At 71.4% G+C, this 19,726-nt stretch carries 19 protein-coding genes; 14 read left to right on the top strand and 5 right to left on the bottom strand.

Going from position 1 to position 19,726, the window contains the following annotated elements:
- Positions 1–57 precede the first annotated feature (57 nt).
- The 6 genes from GIS00_RS14915 (at position 58) to GIS00_RS14890 (ending at position 6,970) form a co-directional block, all read left to right on the top strand.
- Positions 58–1,569 (top strand): sugar ABC transporter ATP-binding protein, encoded by a 1,512-nt coding sequence (locus tag GIS00_RS14915; protein WP_154769185.1) that lies wholly within the window; start codon positions 58–60, stop codon positions 1,567–1,569.
- Positions 1,566–2,603 (top strand): ABC transporter permease, encoded by a 1,038-nt coding sequence (locus GIS00_RS14910; protein ID WP_154769184.1) that lies wholly within the window; start codon positions 1,566–1,568, stop codon positions 2,601–2,603. The genes GIS00_RS14915 and GIS00_RS14910 overlap by 4 nt, the downstream gene beginning before the upstream one ends.
- Positions 2,600–3,700 carry an ABC transporter permease gene (locus tag GIS00_RS14905; protein ID WP_154769183.1) on the top strand — a complete coding sequence of 367 codons (1,101 nt, stop codon included), beginning with the start codon at positions 2,600–2,602 and terminating at the stop codon, positions 3,698–3,700. The genes GIS00_RS14910 and GIS00_RS14905 overlap by 4 nt, the downstream gene beginning before the upstream one ends.
- A gap of 106 nt (positions 3,701–3,806) precedes the next feature.
- Entirely contained in the window at positions 3,807–4,574 is a 768-nt protein-coding gene (locus GIS00_RS14900; RefSeq protein WP_154769182.1) for an SDR family NAD(P)-dependent oxidoreductase, read from the top strand.
- 71 nt (positions 4,575–4,645) lie between these two features.
- The gene (locus GIS00_RS14895) at positions 4,646–5,206 is read left to right on the top strand and encodes a phosphoheptose isomerase family protein (RefSeq protein WP_154769181.1); all 561 of its coding nucleotides are present in this window, start codon (positions 4,646–4,648) and stop codon (positions 5,204–5,206) included.
- Between the two features lie 276 nt (positions 5,207–5,482).
- The gene (locus tag GIS00_RS14890) at positions 5,483–6,970 is read left to right on the top strand and encodes a mannitol dehydrogenase family protein (RefSeq protein ID WP_230313550.1); all 1,488 of its coding nucleotides are present in this window, start codon (positions 5,483–5,485) and stop codon (positions 6,968–6,970) included.
- 13 nt (positions 6,971–6,983) lie between these two features.
- Here the strand turns inward: GIS00_RS14890 and GIS00_RS14885 are convergent, their stop codons facing one another.
- The 3 genes from GIS00_RS14885 to GIS00_RS14875 form a co-directional block, all read right to left on the bottom strand.
- Positions 6,984–7,901, bottom strand: a complete 918-nt coding sequence (locus GIS00_RS14885) for a hypothetical protein (RefSeq protein WP_154769180.1) — start codon at positions 7,899–7,901, stop codon at positions 6,984–6,986.
- 152 nt (positions 7,902–8,053) lie between these two features.
- Positions 8,054–9,013, bottom strand: coding sequence for an SDR family NAD(P)-dependent oxidoreductase (locus GIS00_RS14880; protein WP_154769179.1), 960 nt, complete (start codon positions 9,011–9,013; stop codon positions 8,054–8,056).
- A gap of 184 nt (positions 9,014–9,197) precedes the next feature.
- On the bottom strand, positions 9,198–10,460 hold the full coding sequence (locus tag GIS00_RS14875; protein ID WP_154769178.1) for a sodium:proton exchanger: 1,263 nt from the start codon (positions 10,458–10,460) through the stop codon (positions 9,198–9,200).
- A gap of 270 nt (positions 10,461–10,730) precedes the next feature.
- Between GIS00_RS14875 and GIS00_RS14870 the strand changes: the two genes are divergently transcribed.
- The 5 genes from GIS00_RS14870 (at position 10,731) to GIS00_RS14850 (ending at position 14,906) form a co-directional block, all read left to right on the top strand.
- The gene (locus GIS00_RS14870; protein ID WP_322097974.1) at positions 10,731–11,234 is read left to right on the top strand and encodes an ArsR/SmtB family transcription factor; all 504 of its coding nucleotides are present in this window, start codon (positions 10,731–10,733) and stop codon (positions 11,232–11,234) included.
- Positions 11,235–11,498: 264 nt separating this feature from the next.
- Positions 11,499–11,891, top strand: a complete 393-nt coding sequence (locus GIS00_RS14865; RefSeq protein WP_322097973.1) for an SRPBCC family protein — start codon at positions 11,499–11,501, stop codon at positions 11,889–11,891.
- A 352-nt stretch (positions 11,892–12,243) separates the two neighbouring features.
- Positions 12,244–12,969, top strand: coding sequence for a hypothetical protein (locus tag GIS00_RS14860; protein WP_154769175.1), 726 nt, complete (start codon positions 12,244–12,246; stop codon positions 12,967–12,969).
- Between the two features lie 103 nt (positions 12,970–13,072).
- The gene (locus GIS00_RS14855) at positions 13,073–13,777 is read left to right on the top strand and encodes a signal peptidase I (protein ID WP_154769174.1); all 705 of its coding nucleotides are present in this window, start codon (positions 13,073–13,075) and stop codon (positions 13,775–13,777) included.
- Entirely contained in the window at positions 13,761–14,906 is a 1,146-nt protein-coding gene (locus tag GIS00_RS14850; RefSeq protein WP_154769173.1) for a LamG-like jellyroll fold domain-containing protein, read from the top strand. Before GIS00_RS14855 ends, GIS00_RS14850 begins: the two co-directional genes overlap by 17 nt.
- Positions 14,907–15,035: 129 nt before the next feature.
- Here GIS00_RS14850 and GIS00_RS14845 read toward each other — a convergent pair whose 3' ends face one another.
- Positions 15,036–15,635 (bottom strand): TetR/AcrR family transcriptional regulator, encoded by a 600-nt coding sequence (locus GIS00_RS14845; RefSeq protein ID WP_154769172.1) that lies wholly within the window; start codon positions 15,633–15,635, stop codon positions 15,036–15,038.
- Between the two features lie 135 nt (positions 15,636–15,770).
- On the opposite strand from GIS00_RS14845, the gene GIS00_RS14840 reads away from it, so the two are divergent.
- Positions 15,771–16,847 carry a YhgE/Pip domain-containing protein gene (locus GIS00_RS14840; protein ID WP_154769171.1) on the top strand — a complete coding sequence of 359 codons (1,077 nt, stop codon included), beginning with the start codon at positions 15,771–15,773 and terminating at the stop codon, positions 16,845–16,847.
- Between the two features lie 457 nt (positions 16,848–17,304).
- Here GIS00_RS14840 and GIS00_RS14835 read toward each other — a convergent pair whose 3' ends face one another.
- Positions 17,305–17,463 (bottom strand): hypothetical protein, encoded by a 159-nt coding sequence (locus GIS00_RS14835; protein ID WP_154769170.1) that lies wholly within the window; start codon positions 17,461–17,463, stop codon positions 17,305–17,307.
- Positions 17,464–17,679: 216 nt separating this feature from the next.
- On the opposite strand from GIS00_RS14835, the gene GIS00_RS14830 reads away from it, so the two are divergent.
- Both GIS00_RS14830 and GIS00_RS14825 read left to right on the top strand, forming a co-directional pair.
- The gene (locus GIS00_RS14830) at positions 17,680–18,354 is read left to right on the top strand and encodes an HAD family hydrolase (RefSeq protein WP_154769169.1); all 675 of its coding nucleotides are present in this window, start codon (positions 17,680–17,682) and stop codon (positions 18,352–18,354) included.
- 248 nt (positions 18,355–18,602) lie between these two features.
- The gene (locus tag GIS00_RS14825; RefSeq protein WP_154769168.1) at positions 18,603–19,673 is read left to right on the top strand and encodes an ABC transporter ATP-binding protein; all 1,071 of its coding nucleotides are present in this window, start codon (positions 18,603–18,605) and stop codon (positions 19,671–19,673) included.
- Positions 19,674–19,726 lie beyond the last annotated feature (53 nt).

The raw sequence follows: 19,726 nt of genomic DNA, 5'->3' as shown, positions 1-19,726 counted from the left end.
AACGAGCAGCACCGAGCGCAGCACCGAGCAGAACAGCACCCCGAGAAACGGAGCACCATGTCGACCGACACCCGGCTCTCGCTGACCGGCATCTCCAAGCGGTACGGCGGCGTCCGCGCGATCCGCAACGCCGACTTCCACGTCCGCCCCGGCCGCGTGCACGCCCTGGTCGGTGAGAACGGCGCCGGCAAGTCGACGCTGATCAAGATCATCGCCGGCGCGGAGGCCGCCGACACCGGCGAGATCCTCTGGGAGGGCGAGCCTGTCACCATCGCCACCACCGTCGACGCGATCGACCTCGGGATCAACACCGTCTACCAGGAGCCGCAGCTCTTCGCCGAGCTCAGCGTCGCCGAGAACATCTTCCTCGGCCGCGAGCTGCTCTCCGGTGGCCGCGTCGATTGGGCCGCGCAGAACGCGAAGGTCGTCGAGCTGCTCGGCACCCTGGGCCTGTCCCCCGACCTCGCCACCGTGCCCGTCGGCCGGCTCTCCGTCGCCACTCAGCAGCAGATCTCCATCGCCAAGGCCATTTCCGGCAAGTGCGGCATCCTGATCCTGGACGAGCCGTCCGCGATCCTCACCGACGCCGAGATCCAGGTGCTGTTCGGTGTCATCCGCCGCCTCACCGCGGACGGTGTCGCCGTCATCTACATCTCTCACCGTCTCGACGAACTCGTCGAGATCGCCGACGAGGTCACCGTCATGCGCGACGGGCAGACCGTCGGCTCCTACCCGATCGGCGAGCTGTCGGTCCGCCGCATCGCCGAACTGATGGTCGGCGACGCCCTCTCCGACGACCACCCCGTGCGTGAGGTCCCCGCCGGGTCACCCGTCCTCGAGCTCCGTGGCCTGGCCCGCGACCGCCACTTCCACGACGTCGACCTGACCGTGGGCCACGGCGAGATCGTCTGCCTGTACGGCCTGATCGGCTCCGGTGCGGGCGAGATCGCCGAGTGCATCGACGGTCTGGAGCGCACCACCGCCGGCGAGATCGTGCTGGCCGGCCGGACGATCGCACCGCGCAGCCCGCAGGAGGCGGCCCGCGACGGCATCGCCATGCTGCCGGCGAACCGCAAGGTCGAGGGAATGTTCTCCTTCCAGTCCATCGCCTTCAACATCTCGATCGGCCACCTCGGCCGACTCTCCCGGTGGCGGATGTTCGTCGACCGGGCGAAGGAACGGGCCTCGGCCAAGGACCTGATGCGCCGGCTCGCGGTGAAGGCCCCCGACGAGACCCGCCCGGTCGGCTCGCTGTCCGGCGGCAACGCGCAGAAGGTGATGCTCGCCCGGCAGCTGCTGGAGCGGCCCACGCTGCTGCTGCTGGCCGAGCCGACCCAGGGCGTCGACGTCGGCGCCAAGGAGGAGATCCACCGCATCATCACCGATCTCGCCGACCAGGGCACCGCAGTGCTCGTGGTCACCTCGGACCTGCCGGAGGCACTGCGCATCGCCGACCGGCTGCTCGTGGTGCGGGCCGGGACCGTGGTGCGGGAGTTCGGTCCGGGGGCCACCCAGGTCGACGTGCTGTCCGCGGCGGCCGGCGACCACAGCGAGCAGGGAGCGGCATGAGCACCACCATCGATCCGGGCGCCGATCCGCTGGCGCCACCGGTCCGGGCCCGGCGCCGGGTCCTGCCCAACCCGATCACCCCGCCCGAGTTCGTCCTGGTCGGCGTGCTGGTCGTGCTGTGGGCGATCCTCGGGTTCGCCACCCCCGCTTTCCTCACCGCCGGGTCCCTCGGCCCACTGCTGGTCGAGGTCGCCCCGGTCGCGCTGATCGGCATCGGGATGACGTTCGTCATCATCACCGCCGGCATCGACGTCTCGGTCGGCGGCGCCATCATGGTCTGTTCGGTGGTGACGGCGAAACTCATGCGGGACGCTGGTCTCTCGCTGATCATGTGCGTGCTCGTCGCACTGGTGACCGGGGCGCTGCTCGGTGTGGTCAACGGCCTGCTCATCGCCTACGGGCGAGTGCACGCCATCATCATCACCTTCGGCACGGCGAACCTCTTCCAGTTCCTCGGCCTGCAGATCTTCGACTCCGCCCCGATCAGCGGGATGCCCGACACGCTCACCTGGTTCGGCCGCGGCGTCGACGGCCGCACCTTCGGGTTGCCGCACAGCTTCGTGATCACCGTGCTGCTCACCGCCGTCGCCTGGTGGTACCTGCGACACACCCGCGGCGGCCGGCATTTCTTCGCCATCGGCGGCGACCCGGTCGCCGCCCGGCTGGCCGGCGTCCGGGTGCAGCGGCGGGTACTGCTGGCCTACGTCGTCACCGGGCTGCTGATCGGCCTCGCCTCGGTGTTCACCATCGCCAAGGGCACCTCCAGCCTGGACCAGTCCGTCGGCACCGGCCAGGAACTCGCGGTGATCGCCGCGGTGGTCATCGGTGGCACCTCGATCATGGGCGGCCGTGGCTCCGTGCTGGGCACCCTGCTCGGCGCGCTGCTGGTGCAGACGGTGAAATCCGGTGTGACGCAACTGGGTTGGCCCTCGCAGCTGTCCGACCTGTTCGTCGGCCTGTTCATCGTGATCGCGGTCGGCACCGACCTCATCCGGCAGCGCAGCAAGAACCGCAGCACCAAGGGAGCGACATGAGCACCGAGACGAAGCCGGCGGCGTCCGGCCCGAGCGCTCCGGCCACCGCACCCGCCGGGAGGTCCGTCGCCGACCGCCTGCTGCAGGCCGTGCTGACCCAGCGCATCGTGCTGCTGGTCGTGCTCATCGTGCTGGTCGTCGGCGTGCTGATGACCATGGGCGCCAACGGTTACCTCACCGCCGACTACGACACCGACTACCTGTCCGCCGCTCTCATCGACGCGGTACCGCTCGCCCTGCTCGGCCTGGCACAGCTGGTGGTCATCGTCTCCGGGCGCGGCGGTATCGACCTCTCCGTCGGTGCGATCGTCTCGCTGGTCGGCATGCTGTTCGGCTTCGCCTACGGGCAGTGGGGCTGGCCGCTGTGGATCTCGGTGATCTACGCGATGATCGCCGGCGGCGTGCTCGGCGCGGTCAACGGCCTGCTGGTCGCCCGGATCGGCTTCCCGGCGCTGATCGCCACCCTCGCCACCTACTACGCGTACAAGTCCATCGCGCTGGTGATCAACGGCCAGAAGCCGATCAACAGCCCGGAGATCCAGGACCTCTACTCGCTGACCTCCTCCACCTCGATCCCGGTCATCGGCGACTACGTGCCGGACGTGCCGCTCGGCGTGTTCACCTTCCTGCTGCCGGTGCTCGTTGTGCTCTGGCTGGTGCTCGCCCGCGGCACCTACGGCCGCCGGCTCTACGCGATCGGCACCAACGACGTCGCCGCCCGGCACGCCGGGGTCAACGTGGCGGGCACCCGGATGCGCGCCTACATCATCTCCGGCGTGCTCTCCGGGCTGGTCGCGGTGTACGTCACCGCCCAGTTCGCCTCCGCCCGGCCGGATGCCGGCACCTCCGGCAGCGGCATGGCACTGCCCGCCATCACCATCGCCGTGCTCGGCGGTGTCGCCATCACCGGCGGCATCGGCCGGATCGCCGGCGTCGTGCTGGCCACCGTGCTGATCGTCTGGCTGAACGCCGGGATCATCCTGGCCTTCACCGGCAACGCCGGCACCCAATTCCAGCTGCTGGCCCTGGGCGTCGTACTGATCCTCGCCGCCTTGCTGAACGGCCTGACCCAGCGAAGATACGGAGGGGCCCGGTGACCCCCGCCGGTCACCGCCCGACCTCGCACCGCACCGTCCCGAATACCACTCCGCAGACCAACAGTTCGCAGTCCGACGACGTACCGATCAGGAAAGAGCCACAGTCATGAGCGTTCTCGACACCTTCTCCCTCGCCGGCAAGCGGGCGCTGGTCACCGGCGGCAACCGCGGGCTGGGACTGGCGTTCGTCCGCGGGCTGGCCGAGGCCGGCGCCGACGTCGTCTTCGTCTCCCGCGACGCCGAGCGCAACGCCGCCGCGGTCGCCACCCTCACCGGCGAGGGCCTGTCGGTGCAGGCGTTCGAGGTCGACATCACCGCCCCCGAAGGTCCCGCCGCCGCACTCGCCGGTGCGGTCGAGCGGCTGGGTGGCGTCGACATCCTGCTGAACAACGCCGGGATCTCCATCCACAAGCCGGCTCTCGACGTGCCGGACGCCGAGTGGGACCAGGTCTTCGACGTGAACCTGCGGTCGCTCTGGCGGCTCACCCAGGTCGTCGGCGCGCACATGAAGGAGGCCGGCGGCGGCAACATCATCAACATCGGCTCGATCAGTTCGATCATCGTGAACCGGCCGCAGTGGCAGCCGGCCTACAACGCGTCCAAGGCCGCGGTGCACCAGCTCACCAAGTCGCTGGCCGCCGAGTGGGCGCCGTTCAACATCCGGGTCAACGCCCTCGCCCCGGGCTACGTGAAGACCGAGATGGCCCCGGTCGACGAGCCGCACTTCAAGGTGCGCTGGATCGACGACGCCCCGATGCAGCGCTACGCCCTGCCGGACGAGATCGCCCCCACGCTCATCTACATGGCCTCCGAGGCCTCCGCCTTCATGACCGGCTCCGTGGTGGTCATCGACGGCGGCTACATCCTGCACTGACCCGCAGCCGCACCGAACCACCGCCGAACCACTGGCACCTCACCCCATCGACAGACCCGAAGGAACCACCCATGGTGCAACCCACCACCGACGACCGCGCCGGAGCGATCGACGAGATCGCCGTCGCCGTCAACAGTGTCGACACCGCGACCCTGGATGCGATCGCACAGGACATCGCGGAAGCCAAGGTCATCGCCGCCTACGCCGGCGGCCGTGAGGGTCTGGTCATGCGCGGGCTGGTCATGCGGCTCTTCCACGCCGGCATGGACGCCCACTACATCGGCGAGATGACCTGCCCCGCAGCGGGACCGGGCGATCTGGTCATCCTGTCCTGCGGGCCGGGCAACATCTCCACCGTGCAGGCGCTGGCCGGGGTGGCGAAGAAGGCCGGGGCGAAGATCCTCTACCTGACCGCCCAGCCCGACGAGTCGCCGGCCGACCTGGCCGACCGGGTCGTCGTCATCAACGCCCAGACCATGGCGAACGACGGCGGTTCGGCCGCCGTGCTGCCGATGGGCAGCGGCTACGAGATCGCCATGTTCGTGATGGTCGACCTCATCACCAACCGGGTGCGCGGCCTGCGGCAGGAGTCGCCGGAGCTCATGCGCGCGCGCCACACCAACCTCGAGTGATCCGGCCGGGACCGTTGCGCACGGCTCCGGTCCCACCCGTTCACCCGTGAGACGACGACGGACCTCCCTTGCCCGGGGTGGTCCGTCGTTGTCGTTCCGGGTGGGTCCTTCCGGACGGGTCGCTCCGGACGGGTCGCTCCGGGCGGGTCGTTCCGGGTGGGTCGTCGGCACCGCACGACCGCGGCGGTGGTGGAATGGTCCCCCGACCCTCGAGTCAGCCGGCGAGCGGTCGGGACCGAGCAGCAGGCAGCACCACGACGAAGGAGCCCGGAGCACATGACGCAGGACCTGGTCGCCATCACCGATCTCGGCGACACCCGGCCGGACGTAAGAGGATTCGGCTACGACCGTGCGGCCGTCACCCCCGGCATCGCGCACATCGGCGTCGGCAACTTCTTCCGGGTGCACGAGGCGATCTACGTCGACGACTGCCTGCACCGGCCCGGCCAGTCCGACTGGGGCATCATCGGGATCGGCCTGACGAACTCCGCCTCCGGCCAGGCGAAGGCGGCCGCGTTCGCCGCCCAGGACCACCTGTACACCGTCACCGTGCAGGCCGCCGACGGCGAGCCGCAGACCCGGGTCATCGGCGCGATGATCGACTACCTGCACGCACCCGGCGATCCGGGCAGGGTCCTGGACCTGCTGGCGTCCCCGGCCATCCGGATCGTCTCGCTGACGGTCACCGAGGGCGGCTACAACATCGACGAGGTGACCGGCGAGTTCGACCTGCAGAACCCCGACGTGCAGCACGATCTCGGGTCGCCGGAGGCTCCGGTCACCGTCTTCGGATACCTGACCGAGGCACTGCGCCGACGGCGGGACGCAGGTACGGCGCCGTTCACCGTGGTGTCCTGCGACAACCTGCGCAGCAACGGCGACACCACGCGGAAGGCGCTGGTCGGGTTCGCCACCGCCGTCGACCCGGACCTCGGCGCCTGGGTCGACGCCCGGGTCGCCTTCCCGAACAGCATGGTGGACCGGATCGCGCCGACGATCCCGGCCGCCGTCGCGCAGTCCGTCCGCGACCGCACCGGCATCGACGACGCGGTCCCGGTGACCACCGAACCGTTCACCCAGTGGGTGATGGAGGACCGGTTCCCCGCCGGGCGACCGGATCTCGACCAGGTCGGCGCCGAACTGCGCGACGACGTCGCCGCCTTCGAGGCGGTCAAGGGCCGCATGCTCAACGCCTCGCACATGCTCCTCGTCTACCCCAGCCTGCTGGCCGGGCACCGGCTCGTCGACCGCGCGATGGCCGAGCCGGACACCGTCGAGCTCATCCGGCAGTTCCTGCGCCGCGACGTCATCCCGACCGTGCAGGCACCGCCCGGCCTGGTCCCGGAGGACTACGCCGAGTCCGCGATCGTCCGGTTCGCCAATCCCTCGATCGGCGACCAGTTGGAGCGGATCGCCGGCGACGGGGCGTCGAAGCTGCCGACCTTCCACCGCAAGACCCTGGCGCTGCTGCTGGAGTCCGGCGGCGACACCACCCGGGAGGCGCTGGTCATCGCCGGGTTCCGCAAGTACCTGCGTGGCGTCGACGATCTCGGGCGCGAGTTCCAGGTCAGCGAACCGCATCTGAGCGAGGCGGACGTCGATCTGCTGCGCAGCGACGACCCGCTCGACGCCCTCCGCGCCGCCCCGTTCGCGGCGCTCGACCTGGCCGCGCACCCGGACTTCGTCGCGACCTACCGGCAGGTCGTCGCCGACCTCGACGGCAAGGGCGCCGCGGCGACGGTGCACGAGATCCTGCAGCGCTGAGGCCTGCAGGCGGTCAGCGCACCGGCAGCGGGGCGTCGCCCAGGCCGACCAGGGTGCCGGTGAGCTCGGCTCCCTGCTCGGCGGCGACGCCGCAGTAGGCCTGGCCCGGGGACTCGCCGACGTCCTCCGGACGCCCCGGGTGGCGGTAGCCGGCCTTGTCGTAGACGACCACGCCGACAGAGACGGTGAGGCGCCCGTCGGCGGTCGGAACCGTTGCACCGGAGGCCGTCCCGACGAACGCGGCGCACGAGCGGTGCAACTGTTCCGCGTCGTCGAGGTGGTAGGTCAGGCCGGTGGTGGCGAAGAGCTCGAAGCGGTGCGGGCCGTCGCACGGCACCGTGCGCACCCCGATCACCGAGTCCGACGGGCAGGTGCCGTACGCGGCCGGCATGGTCCCGCCGTCGTAGACGCCCGCCACGGTGCCGGCGTACGGGCCGCCGGCCCGCGGCAGCACCACACACGCCATCCAGTGCTGACCGGCGTTGCGGGCCAGGGTGTCCGGGCCGATCAGCGCGAAGTCGCCGGGCAGCAGCGGCCACCACGGTTCGTAGCCGGAGGTCCGGTAGTTCCCGCGGTCATTGCCCGGCGACAACTGACCGATCGCGACGTACCCGCGCAGCGCCGGGTCGCAGGCCTCGTCGTCCGGTCGGGACGAGGCGCCGAACGCCACCCGCGGCACCTGCGCGCCGTCCTCGTACACCCGCAACACCTCACCGAAATGTGCTGTGCCGCAGTCGCCGTAGGCCTCCGGCGGCAGTTCGACAGTGCCCGCCCGGGCGTCCTGCAGCAGGCACTGCCCGACGACCGGCGGATCGGGGAAAGGCGCCGCCACCGGGGAGCCGGTCACGTCCGGGGCGGCGAGCCGGGCGACGACGAGCGCGAGCAGCAGGGTGACCAGCACCAGCAGGCCGCCGCTCCGTCGCCGCTCCACCCCGTCGACGGTACGCCGCGACCGTGCCGCCCGCCCGTCGCGGCCGGTGGCTCAGCGCAGGTCGGGAAGCGCGGGTGACGGCGTGATCGATCCGCTCGGGATGTGGACCGGACGGCGGCCCTACGGCCCGCGGTCGGTGCGGCCCCCTGGGCTCAGCGCAGGTCGAGACCGGTCGCGGCGCCGACGCTGGACCAGAGGTGCTCCACCGCGGCCGGGTCGTCCCGTTGCCAGGGCAGGTAGTGCGTGGGCCGCGGCCGGCGGTCGCACCAGAACAGCCCGGTGCTGCGCCCCGCCTCCTCGGCGGCCGCCAGCCACACGATGGTGTCCGCCCCCTGCTCGGCGGTACGCAGGATCGGCCGGGTGATCCGGTCGAAGCCGGGCAGCGAGTCGGACAGCCCGGGAGTGGAGGCCCAGCCGGGATGCATGCTGTGCACCACCGGATCCCGGCCGAACCGCTCCGCCAACTGCTGCGCGATCACCACCTGCATCCGCTTGGTCCGGGCGTACGCGCGCACCCCGCTGTACTTCCCCGACGACGACTCCAGGTCGAAGCCCAGTCCGGCGGAGTACATGCCGCCGGACGACACCCAGATCACCCGCCCGCCGGAGAGCCTCTGCCGCAGTGCCACGGTCAGCGCGAACGGGCCGAGAACGTGCGTGGCGTAGGCGAGCTCGTGCCCCTGCGGCGACAGCGCACGCTCCGGAGGCACCAGCCCGGCGCTGTGCACCAGCCCGTGCACCGTCTCCGGCAGCTCACCCGCCAGCTCGGCGACGGCGTCGAGGTCACCGATGTCGCAGACGTGCAGTTCCAGCTCGCTGCCCGGCACCGCCTGCCGGATCGTGGCCGCGGAGGACTCGAGCCGCTCCGCCGACCGGCCGACCAGGTGCACCACCGCACCCAGGGCCGAGAGCCCGGCGGCCGTCGCCCGACCGAGTCCGGACGACCCACCGGTCACCACGATGTGCGGGGTGCCGTCGAACGGCTCCGGGTCCGCCGGCCACCAGCGTCGGCGGACCATCGGTCCGAGCCGGCTGTACCCCGGCACCACCAACCGGTCCATGGCGGAGTCCAGCACGCTCGTCAGCACCGAGCCGCGGGGCGGCCGGGTCATGGTTCCGCTCACGGTCGCCGGCCCGCCTCCGCGGGCACTCCGGCCCCGATCGGGCCGGCGGGGTTCGACATCGCCATGCCCGAGAGGTTCCCCGGCCGGCCGCGACCATGTGCGGCGTCGGTCACCCCGAAGTCAGGCCCGGACCCAGAATCCGGACACCCGAACAGCTTCCGGACAGCAGGACTCAGCGTGCTGCGACCTGGGGGACCCGCTCCTCCGGCGCATCGGCCGGCAGCGGCCGGAACGGGGCGAGGAAGGTCGGAACCACGTGCCGCCGGTGGTGCACCAACGCGGCGACGGCGATCAGCGCATACACGCCGGAGAGGATCAGCCGGCCGGTGGTGCCGGTGACGGCGAACTGCACGGCGAACAGTCCCAGCAACGTCCAGGCCGACGCCCGGGTGAACCGCAGCGCCAGGATCAACGCGACGCCCATCATCGTCTGCACCGAGGTCAGGAGCATCTCCTCGACCTGCCGGGAGTCGAGCACCAGCGAGGACCCGCCGCCACCCAGCAGGTGCGCGATCGGCAGCGAGCCGACCAGCAGCGTCCACTGGTTCACCTTCGAGGAGATCAGGGTGGCGATCGCCGCCGCGCCGTTCCCGCGGCTGGCGAAGATGATCGCGATGATGAACTCCGGCGCCTCGGAGGAGAGCGGCGCCAGCCACTGCACCAGCAGGAACCGGTCGACGCCGAGCTGGGTGCCGGTGTCCACCAGGCTGGTGGCGAACGGCTCGGCGCAGAGCAGGATCACCGCAGCCGCCACCACGAACAGGCCGGGCAGCACGATCCGCCGCCGGATGCGGGACAGCGCGCCGAGCGCGGCCGAGGTGCCGACCAGGTGCGGCTCCTCGACCTCCCCGCGGGTGAGTCGGTAGAGGTAGTAGCCGAACCAGGCGAGCACGGCGAGGCCGAAGCCGATGTGGATCTGCCCGGTGATCGGCATCAGGAAGGCGACGACGCCGGCCACCATCAGGAAGCCGAGCTCGAGCCGGTTGCCCGGCTCCAGGTGCAGGGCCCGGGTCGATCCCTTGTGCAGCCGCTTCGCCGCGGCCAGCGCGACCAGCACCACCACCGGCCAGCCCAGGCCGAGCAGCAGCCGGTTCGATCCGGTCATGTTCGCGGCCGCGTACTGCACGTACTCCGGGTCGCTTCCGGCGCGGTAGGCGTAGAAGAGGTCGACGGCGTACTCGGGCAGCACCGCGATCAACGCGAGCACGGCGATCGCCAGACCGCCGGAGATGTCCTTCTGCGCCGCCTCCGCGGCCCAGGCCAGCAGGAAGGATGCGGCGACCACGGCCGCGCCGTACACCAGCAGCTGGACCAGCGGCGAGGTCTCGATGCCACCCACCCGCAGGGTCACGGCGGGGGCGATGAGCACGGCGCAGATGCCGAGCGAGCGGGTCAGCCGCGCTGCGTGCGCACGACCGATGGACGGCGAGGTCATGGTGCTTCCCTCGTGACGGGGCCGGGGTCCGGGAGGACGCGACGGCCGGCGGATTCTCGTTGCCGGCCGAAGGTCTCGCTCGCCGGCGCTGACGCCGGTGGACGGCCGGGCGCCGTGGCGCCGGTGTGTCGACCGTCCGCACCCGGGTGACCCCGGGCGGTGCTACTCCCCTTCGACGTGGACGACCCTGCCATCATTCAATCGATTGCGCAAATGTTTGAAGAAGTTCGGAGCGGCGAACTCCGGGACGTCGTCGGGGAGAATGGCGGGGTGAGCCCGACCGAACGCAGCGTCGCCGCCGGTGCGGGCGGGTCGTCGGCCGCCGCGAACCCGTCCGGCCCCGCCGCCGATCCCCGGATCGCCGGTCCGACGGATGTGCCGACCGATCCTTCGGTGGCCTCTGCGGATGCCGCTGCCGTCACGCTGACCGGACCCCAGTTGCGCTCGGCCGCCGAGACCTTCGCCCTCCTCGCGACGCCGGTCCGGCTGCACCTGGTCTGGCTGGCCGCCCGCGGCCCCCAGGACGTGGGCACCCTGGCCCGCCTGGCCGGCGTCACCGTCGCCACCGCCAGCCAGCACCTGGCCAAGCTCCGCGGTGCGGGGGTGGTCACCGTGCACCACTCCGGCCGACACCACATCTACGCGGTCGACGACCCGCACATCCTCGGTCTGGTCGAGCAGATCTTCGAGCACATCGCCCCCGACGGCGGCCTGGCCCCCGATCCTCCCCCCCCTGATCGTGGATATCGGGTCGCCGGTCGGTCCAGGTCGTGACGACCCACCCACGCTCCCGCCGAGTCCAGTGTGGCTCCCGACTGTCGGGGGGATCCGGGGGCGTGACCACCCACCCACAGGGTCCGCCGGCTTCTCCGCGGCTCCAGTGCTGAGGCCGCAACGATCGGAACATCCACTGCTGACATGCAGGCCGCAGGGGCGGCGTTTGTCGCCGGCAGCCCAGCGGAACCGGCGGGGAATGAGATCCGACAGCGCGTCGACGGCGGAACATCGACGCTTGCCCGCAGCGATCGGGGCGCGCACGTGGAGCTGACCGTCCGGGCCCGCGGGCCGGTCGACCCGGCCGAGGCCTGGGACCGGTACCTGCGCCCACAGCGCTGGAGCGAATGGGCGCCGCAGATCCGCCGGGTCCGAGCTTCTGCCGACACCATCGCTCCCGGGGTGACCGGCACGGTGCACGGTCCGCTGCCCGGACTGTCCGTCGACTTCACCGTCGACGCCGTCGATCCGGAGTCGATGACGTGGTCCTGGACCGTCCGCGCCCCGTTCGGGATCGTGCTCCGACTCGACCACGAGATCCATCCGGACGACACCGGTTGCGGTACGTCCGCGACGATCGACGGCCCCGCCCCGGTCGTCCTCGGATATGCGCCGGTGGCGCGGTACTCGCTCGGCCGGTTGGTCACGCTGCGTTGACCTTGGCGGGTTGCAGCACCGATGTCGCGGTTGTCCGGAACAGGTGGATCGACGGACTGGTTCACCGCAACGTTTCACCCGGGTGCCCACGATCGGACCGCATGGTGTTCCGGGGTGTGGCAGACCGGCCGTTCACGGTCACACCCGGTGACGGCGCGGCACGCCGGTGGAACGGACACGGCCGAACCCGGTCGGCGACCGTTCCGGCGAGAAGTGACGCACGGTAGCAACTTCGGCGCGTCCGGCGGCTTGCGCTCTGGCCGGGAAAGGTGTTCGGCGGCACCCTTGGGAGACAGCACCGACAGCCCGGCTCCGACCCGAGTCCCGTCCCCCACCTGGAGATCCCGCCCTCATGTCCGACCGCCACCGCTCCGGCTTCCGTTCGCGCTCCTGGATCCGCGCCGCGATCGTGCCCGTCGCCCTGCTCGTTCTCGGCGTCCTGGTCTGGCAGGGCTCGACGGCGGCCTTCACGGCCACCACCGACAACACCGGGAACACCTGGGCCGCAGGCGCTCTGACGCTCACCAACGACGGGGACACCGGCACCTTCCAGGGCACCACGGCCGCCGTCTTCAGCACGGCCGGCACCTCGCTCAACGGCGTCCCGCAGAAGACCAACGTGCTGGTGCCCGGCGCGACCGGCGCCAAGTGCATCGCGGTGAAGGCGACCGGCAACTTCGCGTCCGCGGTCCGGTTCAACGTGGCCAACGTGGTGACCGGCACCCCGAACATCTCCAACGTGCTGACACTGAACGTCAAGTACGGCGCCAGTGCCGCCACCGGCGACGCCGCGGCCCACACCGCGTGCGACAACTGGATCGCCGCAGCGGTTCCCGCGTCCGCCCCGGCCGGCGCCACCGCCACCACCCCGGGCACCGTCAGCACCGTCGTGCCGGACACGCACCTCAACGCGGTCACCACCACCCCGGTCGCCACCACCTGGACCACCGCGGGCAACGCCGCGGGTGAGTACGGCCTGTTCCTCATCCAGTGGACCCTGGACGCCGGTACCGGCAACACCATCCAGGGTGGCACCACCGGCGCCGACTTCGTATGGACGCAGACCGCCGGCAGCTGATCCCCCGGCCGGCCACCGCCATCCGCATGTGCCCGGCCCACCACCGGCGTGAGCCGGACCCACCCCGGCCCGAGCCAGGACCCCACGACCAGGAGTGCACCGGATGATGTCCAGTCATCCGGTGCACCACCGGCTCTCCAGGGTCCGTGGGACGGAGGTGGGCCTGGACCTGCTGCAACCGGCACCCGCCCGACCACGGCGCCCGGCCGACGACCGGCCGGCACCACGGGTGGTCCTGCCCACCCAGCGCCGCCCGATCGACGAGCCGACACCCGATGGCACACTGCGCTTCCCGCCGTCGTGGTGGTTCCGGTTCGCCCTGTCCCAGCTTGCCCGGCTGTACCTGTGCTTCCTGATCGGCGCGACCCTGCTGGTCACCCTGGTCGGCCTGCTGCCGGGCTGGAGCACCTTCGTGGTGCGGTCCGGTTCGATGGCACCGAAGATCGAGGTCGGTGACGTGGTGATCGTGCAAGCACGCGACGACTACAGCAAGGGCCAGGTCGTCACCTTCCACAACCCCGATCTGGCCGGGGCCGTCACCACCCACCGGATCTCCGCCGATGTCGACGGACGGATCACCACGAAGGGCGACGCCAACTCGGTGGCCGACCCGCTGGAGATCACCCGCGCCGACATCATCGGTACCGGGCGCATTCTCGTCCCGTGGATCGGTCTGCCGATGGTCTGGGCGCAGCAGCGGCACTGGGTGCCGCTGGGAGTGTTCTGGGCCAGTGTGCTGCTGGCGCTGGTGGTCTGGCGGTCCGACCCGGAGCTGTCCAAGGGCGGACGGCATGTCGCGCCACGCTGAGCTCCCGGCCCGGCGGTCCGTGCTGCGGCGGGCCGCCTGGCCGGCGGTGCTCACGGTCGCCCTGGCGTTGGTGCCGATGCTGCTCTGGTCGGGTACCGGTGCCGTGTTCACCTCCACCACCCGGAACAACGGCAACACCTTCGCCTTCGCGACCTACCAACAGGCCGTGCTGGCCGATGCGCCGGCGCTCTACCTGCCGATGTCCGACGCCGCGCCGGCGAACACCGCCACCACCACCGGGGTCGGCGACATCTCCGGGAACAGCCACGACTATGCGATCGCGGCACCCCCGAACTGCACCCTCAACGGTGGCCAACTGCTGACGCTGCTGTGCAACGGGTTGCTCGGCCTGCTGCAACCGGCGGCCGCGAACTTCCAGGTCGCCGGTCCGCCGGGCATCCACCCGACCCCCTCCTACGGCACGACGTTCAACTTCGGCGGCACCTGCATGCGGCCGCCGGCCACCAGCGGGACCAACAACCAGGTCTCGGGGGCGGCGGTGTGGAACGCCCCCGCTCCGGTGGCGTTGACCCTGGAGGCCTGGGTGAGCACCAACAGTCTGAACGGGGGGCTGGTGCTCGGCTACGCACCGTCGCAGGAGACCACCACCTCCGCCGCCGACCGCACCCTCTACCTCACACCCGCCGGGCTGCCAGCCTTCGCCGTCAACACGCCCGGACTGTCCGCCGGCACCCCGGCCGCCAACGTCGCCGTTGCCACCCGCGGCGGCGCCGTCTACACCACCCTCACCAGCCCGACAGCGATCCGGGACGGCGCCTGGCACCACCTGGTCGCCACGGTCCAGCCGAATCCTGCACCGCCGGCCGGGTCGCCCTATCCGGCGGTGCTCACCCTCTACGTGGACGGCGTGGCCGCGGTCAGCTACCAGACCAGCGCCGCGGCTGCCGTGGCCTACGGGACCGGCAAGTGGCGGGTGCAGTGCATCCAGGGGAGGTCGAGCACGGACCCCGCGGTCGGCACCGCCCAGGTGCTCGGCGGCGCGAACCCCTACACACTCGTCGGGTCGCTCTCCGCGGTGGCGATCTACTACGGTAGCGCCGCGTCGGCCAACCAGGCCCTGCCGGCCGCCACAGTGCTCGCCCACTACCGGATGGGCTCCACCACCTGAGCGCGTACTCCGCAGGAGTGCGCACCGAGCTGGGCGCCCGGGTCGCCGCCCGAGAGCCGTGGAAACGGCCCGCCGGGCGATGACCCTTCCCCGCGGCCATCCACAGCCTCGTCCCGCCGACGGGCCGGGTCAGCGATCGAGCAGCAACAGCAACAGTTCTCGCAGCCAGGCGCGATGCGCCCCGGGATCGTCGTCGAGCAGCAGTTCGGTCGTCGTCCCGTCGTGCACGGCCACCACCGCGCGGGCCAACTCCCGTGGCGACCGCAGTTCGGCGGGCAGCGCCTCCCGGTCCACCACCTCGGCCAGTGCCGGCGCCAAGGTCTCCACCATCGCCTCCCGGTGGGCGGCGAGCACGGCCGCGGCGACGGGATCCCTGGCGGCGTGCAGGAAGTACTCGGTGCGGACCAGCAGCCAGTCGCGGTCGACGGTGAGCGCGTCCAGCACCCGGTCGACCAGTGCCGGGATCGTCGACTCCCGCTGTTCCCGCAGCGCTCCGGCGATCTGCTCCGCCGCCCGGGAGGCGCGCTGGGTGTAGAGCGCGAGGAACAGCTCGTCCAGGTCGGCGAAGTTCGAGTAGAAGGCGCCGCGGGTGAAACCTGCTGCCTCGCAGATCTCCTCGATGCTCGCCCGGCCGATCCCGCGCCGGGCGAAGACCATCGCCGCGGCGTCGATCAGCCGCTCCCGCGTCCGCAGCCGGCGCGCGGAGGGCGGACGTGCCGATGCCGACATCGCTCCTCCTTGCTGTGACCTGCGAGTCACCACCGTTTCGATACATTGACGTATCGGATACGCCAGCGTATCAATAGTTGGTCACCGGGAACAGACCAGTGGCGGACGAGCAGGACCATCGCAGGAGGACCGGACATGACGGAGTCGGCGCGCGGGCGGCACGAGAGCCCCGAGGAACCGGCCGGACCCGGGCCCGGCTTCTGGACCGAACTCAAGGACGCCGTCTCGCTGCGCACGGTGTCGCTGGTGATCGGCGTCCTGCTGCTGCAGCTCGGCTTCGTGCTGTCCTACGTGGGTGCGTTCCACGAACCCACGCCGCACGAGATCGGTGTCACCGTGGTCGGTCCCGCGCAGGTCGCCGAGCAGCTGAGCGCCCTGCCCGGCACTCCGCTGACCGCCACCGCGACCACCGACGAGGCGGTTGCCCGGGCAGCGTTGACCGATGGGTCGACGAACGCGGTGCTCGTGGTCAGCGGCTCCGGCACCCAGGACACGCTGCTGGTCGCCTCCGCGGGCGGTGCCTCCAAGGCCACGGCGATCCAGTCGGTGATCACCCAGGCCGAGGCCGCGCAGAGCCGCACCGTCACCGTCGACGACGTGCTGCCGACGCAGCCCGGCGACAACCGCGGCCTCACCGGCTTCTACCTGGTCATCGGCTGGACGGTCGGCGGCTACCTGGTGGCGTCCCTGTTGGGCGTGGCGAAGGGTGCACGACCGGCGAACCCGCGGCGTGCGGTGATCCGGCTCGCCTCGGTGGTACCGTACGCGATCCTGTCCGGGCTCGGCGGGGCGATCGTCGTCGGCCCGGTGCTGGGTGCGTTGACCGGGCACACCATGGCGCTCTGGTGGCTGGGTGCGCTGATCGTCTTCGCCGCTGCCGCGGTGACCATGGCCTTCCAGGTGCTGCTCGGCGTGCTCGGGATCGGGCTGACAGTGCTGGTGTTCGTCATCCTGGGCAATCCCAGTGCCGGCGGTGCGTATGCACTGGAACTGCTGCCCACCTTCTGGCGGGTGATCGGCGGTGCGATCCCCAACGGCGCCGGCACGGCAGCGGTCCGCAAGATCGTGTACTTCGGCGCCGAGGGCGTCGGCGGCAACCTGCTGGTCATCGGGATCTGGGCGGTGGCAGGCGCTCTCGTCGCACTCGGCGCCTCGACCCTGATGCACCGCCGCGCCGCCGGCAAACCCTCCCCCGAAGGTGTGCTCGTCTGACCTGCTCGTCCGGGACCCGGTGACCTCTTCGGATTCTGAACATCCGAGGCCCGCTCGGCGCAGCGGATGTTCAGAATCCGAAGCGGCTTTCGTCCTGGCCCGGGGCCACACCCGCGGAGCGGACGTCCACATCCCGGTGCGATCCGTGCCGTCCGACCGCGGGATCCGCTGCGCAACGGCACCAATCGGCAACCCCCCGCCGGCGGCCACACCCGGTGCCATCCGTGTCGTCCGACCGCGGGATCCGCGGGGCAACGGCACCGATCGGCAGCCTCCCGCCGATGTCGACTTCCCGGTGCCATCCGTGCCGCCCGACCGCGGCATCCGCGGGGCAACGGCACCGATCGGCCCCCCGCCGATGTCGACATCCCGGACGGACCGGATGGACGGCGTACCTCGTCGTCGGCCGACGCCTGCGGCTGTCCGACAGACAACCGGGGCCCTGGGGTTCCCGGATTCAGCCGGCCCGCAGCGGCTCGGAGAGATCCATCTCGAGCGACTCGTCGAGGACCGGCGGGAACCCGCTGTCCGGGGTGTACGGGTTGACGTGCTGTGGTGCCCGATCCGCCTCGACCACCGAGGACTCGGTTCCGACCGGTTGCTGCCTGCTCTGCATTGCTACCTCTCCTCACCGCTGTCCCGCGAGTGACGCGGGACGGGCCGCGGCGGCATCGCTGCGGCTCACGGGTAGTACCCGGGTCTCCGCACCACTACTCCTGTCGCGTGACATCCGTTCCCCGACAGCGCCTCCCGCGCGGGCCGCCGGTCATGGGTGGGATCCCGCCGGATGGGTACCGGCGCCCCGACCGACGACACATCTCCGGGAGGACCCATGCCGGAACGCCCCGCGGTACTGCTCGACATCGACGGCACCCTGGTCGACTCCACCTACCTGCACGTCCAGGCCTGGTCCGAGGCCATGGAGGAGATCGGGCACGACGTCGACACCTGGCGGATCCATCGCGCCATCGGCATGGACTCGGCGAAGCTGCTCGACGCACTGCTGGGCGATGCGGTGGAGTCGGACGGGGACGCCGCGAAGGAGGCGCACAGCAGGCGCTATGCCCGCCTCGCACCACGCTTGCGGCCGTTCCGCGATGCCCGCGCGCTGCTGACGGACCTGGCCGGCGCGGACCTGCAGGTCGTGCTCGCCACCTCGGCCCCGGAGGAAGAGCTGCAACACCTCCTCGAGGTGCTGGACGCGGATCGCTGGATCACACACATCACCAGTGCCGATGACGTCGACACCGCCAAACCCGCGCCGGACGTCGTCGAGGTGGCCCTCGACCGTGCCGGGGTGGATCCCGACCGGGCGGTGATGGTCGGCGATGCGACCTGGGACTCGCGCGCGGCGGCGAAGGTCGGGGTCACTGCGGTCGGCGTGCTCTCCGGCGGGATCTCGGAGTCCGAACTGCTGGAGGCCGGGGCCTCGGTGGTGCTACGCGATCCCACCGACCTGCTGGCGCAGTGGCGCTCCGGGCCCATCGGTGATCTGTTGCGGTCCTGACTCCACTCGGCTGCAGAGGCCGGCGCGGGCCCGTCCCTGCGACCGTAAGGACCAAATCCGGGTTGAACCGTCAAACGATTGCCACGATGTTACCGCCAGGTTCCACCCGATTGACCTGCAGCGATCAGGGTGCAGCATCTTGACCGTCGGCTGAAGTTGCGGCAGAGTCGCCGCCATCGCGCCAATCGATTGGCAACTCGAGATCGCACCGCACCCCATGCCTGAAAGTTCTGCCGGAGGGAGTCGCCGTGACCGTCGTGACCGACACCGCCATCGCGTCGATCGACCACGTCAGCAAGACCTACCCCGGCGCGTCCGTCCCGGCGGTCGACGACGTGACCCTCGACCTCCGCCCGGGCGAGTTCTTCTCGCTCCTCGGCCCGAGCGGCTGCGGGAAGAGCACCCTGCTGCGGATCGTCGGCGGGTTCGAGAAGCAGTCGGCCGGGACCGTCGTCATCGCCGGCCAGGACATGGGCACCCGGCCGGCCAACCGCCGGCCGACCAACATGGTCTTCCAGCACCTCGGCCTGTTCCCGCACCTGACGGTGACCGAGAACGTCGCCTTCGGGCTCCGCATCGCGAAGACCGGGACCGCCGAACGGAAGCGGATCGTCGGCGAGGCGCTGGAGATGGTCGAGCTGCACGGTTTCGACGACCGCAAGCCCGCCCAGCTCTCCGGCGGCCAGCAGCAGCGGGTCGCGATCGCCCGCGCCCTGGTCAATCGCCCGGCCGTGCTGCTGCTCGACGAGCCGCTGGCCGCACTGGATCTCAAGCTCCGCCAGCAGATGCACGAGGTGCTCAAGGACCTGCAGCGCACCTCCGACACCACGTTCCTGTTCGTCACCCACGACCAGTCCGAGGCGATGGTGCTCTCCGACCGGCTCGGGGTCATGCAGGACGGGAAGCTCTGCCAGGTGGGCACCGCGGAGCAGCTGTACCGGTCCCCCGACAACCTGTTCGTGGCGAACTTCGTCGGCGACGCGAACATCATCACCGCTCAGGTCGACGCCGGCGCCGCGATGGTCGACGGGGTCCGGGTGGCGGCGAGCGGCAGCCGGTCCGGCACCGCCCTGATGGTCCGGCCGGAGGACGTCGTGCTGACCCCGACCGGCGAGATCGACTCGGGCGCCGCCGGTCCCGGCCTGCCTGCCACCGTCACCGGCGCGACGTATCTCGGCACCAACATCCGCTACGAACTGCTCACCGAGGGCGCCCGGGTGCTCCGGGCCGTCCGCCCCCCGTCGGCCCGGCGGCTGGCGATCGGCGACCAGGTCACCGCCGGCTGGCACCCGGACGACGCCGTCGTCCTCGCCTCCTGATCCGGCCCGCACCGCTCCGTCCGGCACCCCCAGCGCCACCGAGACACCAGCGA

Origin of the sequence: Nakamurella alba (assembly GCF_009707545.1) — a bacterium.
In the GTDB taxonomy this organism is placed as follows: Bacteria; Actinomycetota; Actinomycetes; order Mycobacteriales; family Nakamurellaceae; genus Nakamurella; species Nakamurella alba.
The sequence above is the reverse complement of the archived record's forward strand: the minus strand, read 5'-3'. Positions and strand labels throughout refer to the sequence as shown.

Coding starts and splice junctions, on each gene's coding strand:
- GIS00_RS14915 (WP_154769185.1), top strand. CDS start 58: ATGTCGACCGACACCCGGCTCTCGCTGACCGGCATCTCCAAGCGGTAC.
- GIS00_RS14910 (WP_154769184.1), top strand. CDS start 1,566: ATGAGCACCACCATCGATCCGGGCGCCGATCCGCTGGCGCCACCGGTC.
- GIS00_RS14905 (WP_154769183.1), top strand. CDS start 2,600: ATGAGCACCGAGACGAAGCCGGCGGCGTCCGGCCCGAGCGCTCCGGCC.
- GIS00_RS14900 (WP_154769182.1), top strand. CDS start 3,807: ATGAGCGTTCTCGACACCTTCTCCCTCGCCGGCAAGCGGGCGCTGGTC.
- GIS00_RS14895 (WP_154769181.1), top strand. CDS start 4,646: ATGGTGCAACCCACCACCGACGACCGCGCCGGAGCGATCGACGAGATC.
- GIS00_RS14890 (WP_230313550.1), top strand. CDS start 5,483: ATGACGCAGGACCTGGTCGCCATCACCGATCTCGGCGACACCCGGCCG.
- GIS00_RS14880 (WP_154769179.1), bottom strand. CDS start 9,013: ATGACCCGGCCGCCCCGCGGCTCGGTGCTGACGAGCGTGCTGGACTCC.
- GIS00_RS14875 (WP_154769178.1), bottom strand. CDS start 10,460: ATGACCTCGCCGTCCATCGGTCGTGCGCACGCAGCGCGGCTGACCCGC.
- GIS00_RS14860 (WP_154769175.1), top strand. CDS start 12,244: ATGTCCGACCGCCACCGCTCCGGCTTCCGTTCGCGCTCCTGGATCCGC.
- GIS00_RS14855 (WP_154769174.1), top strand. CDS start 13,073: ATGATGTCCAGTCATCCGGTGCACCACCGGCTCTCCAGGGTCCGTGGG.
- GIS00_RS14850 (WP_154769173.1), top strand. CDS start 13,761: ATGTCGCGCCACGCTGAGCTCCCGGCCCGGCGGTCCGTGCTGCGGCGG.
- GIS00_RS14845 (WP_154769172.1), bottom strand. CDS start 15,635: ATGTCGGCATCGGCACGTCCGCCCTCCGCGCGCCGGCTGCGGACGCGG.
- GIS00_RS14840 (WP_154769171.1), top strand. CDS start 15,771: ATGACGGAGTCGGCGCGCGGGCGGCACGAGAGCCCCGAGGAACCGGCC.
- GIS00_RS14835 (WP_154769170.1), bottom strand. CDS start 17,463: ATGCAGAGCAGGCAGCAACCGGTCGGAACCGAGTCCTCGGTGGTCGAG.
- GIS00_RS14830 (WP_154769169.1), top strand. CDS start 17,680: ATGCCGGAACGCCCCGCGGTACTGCTCGACATCGACGGCACCCTGGTC.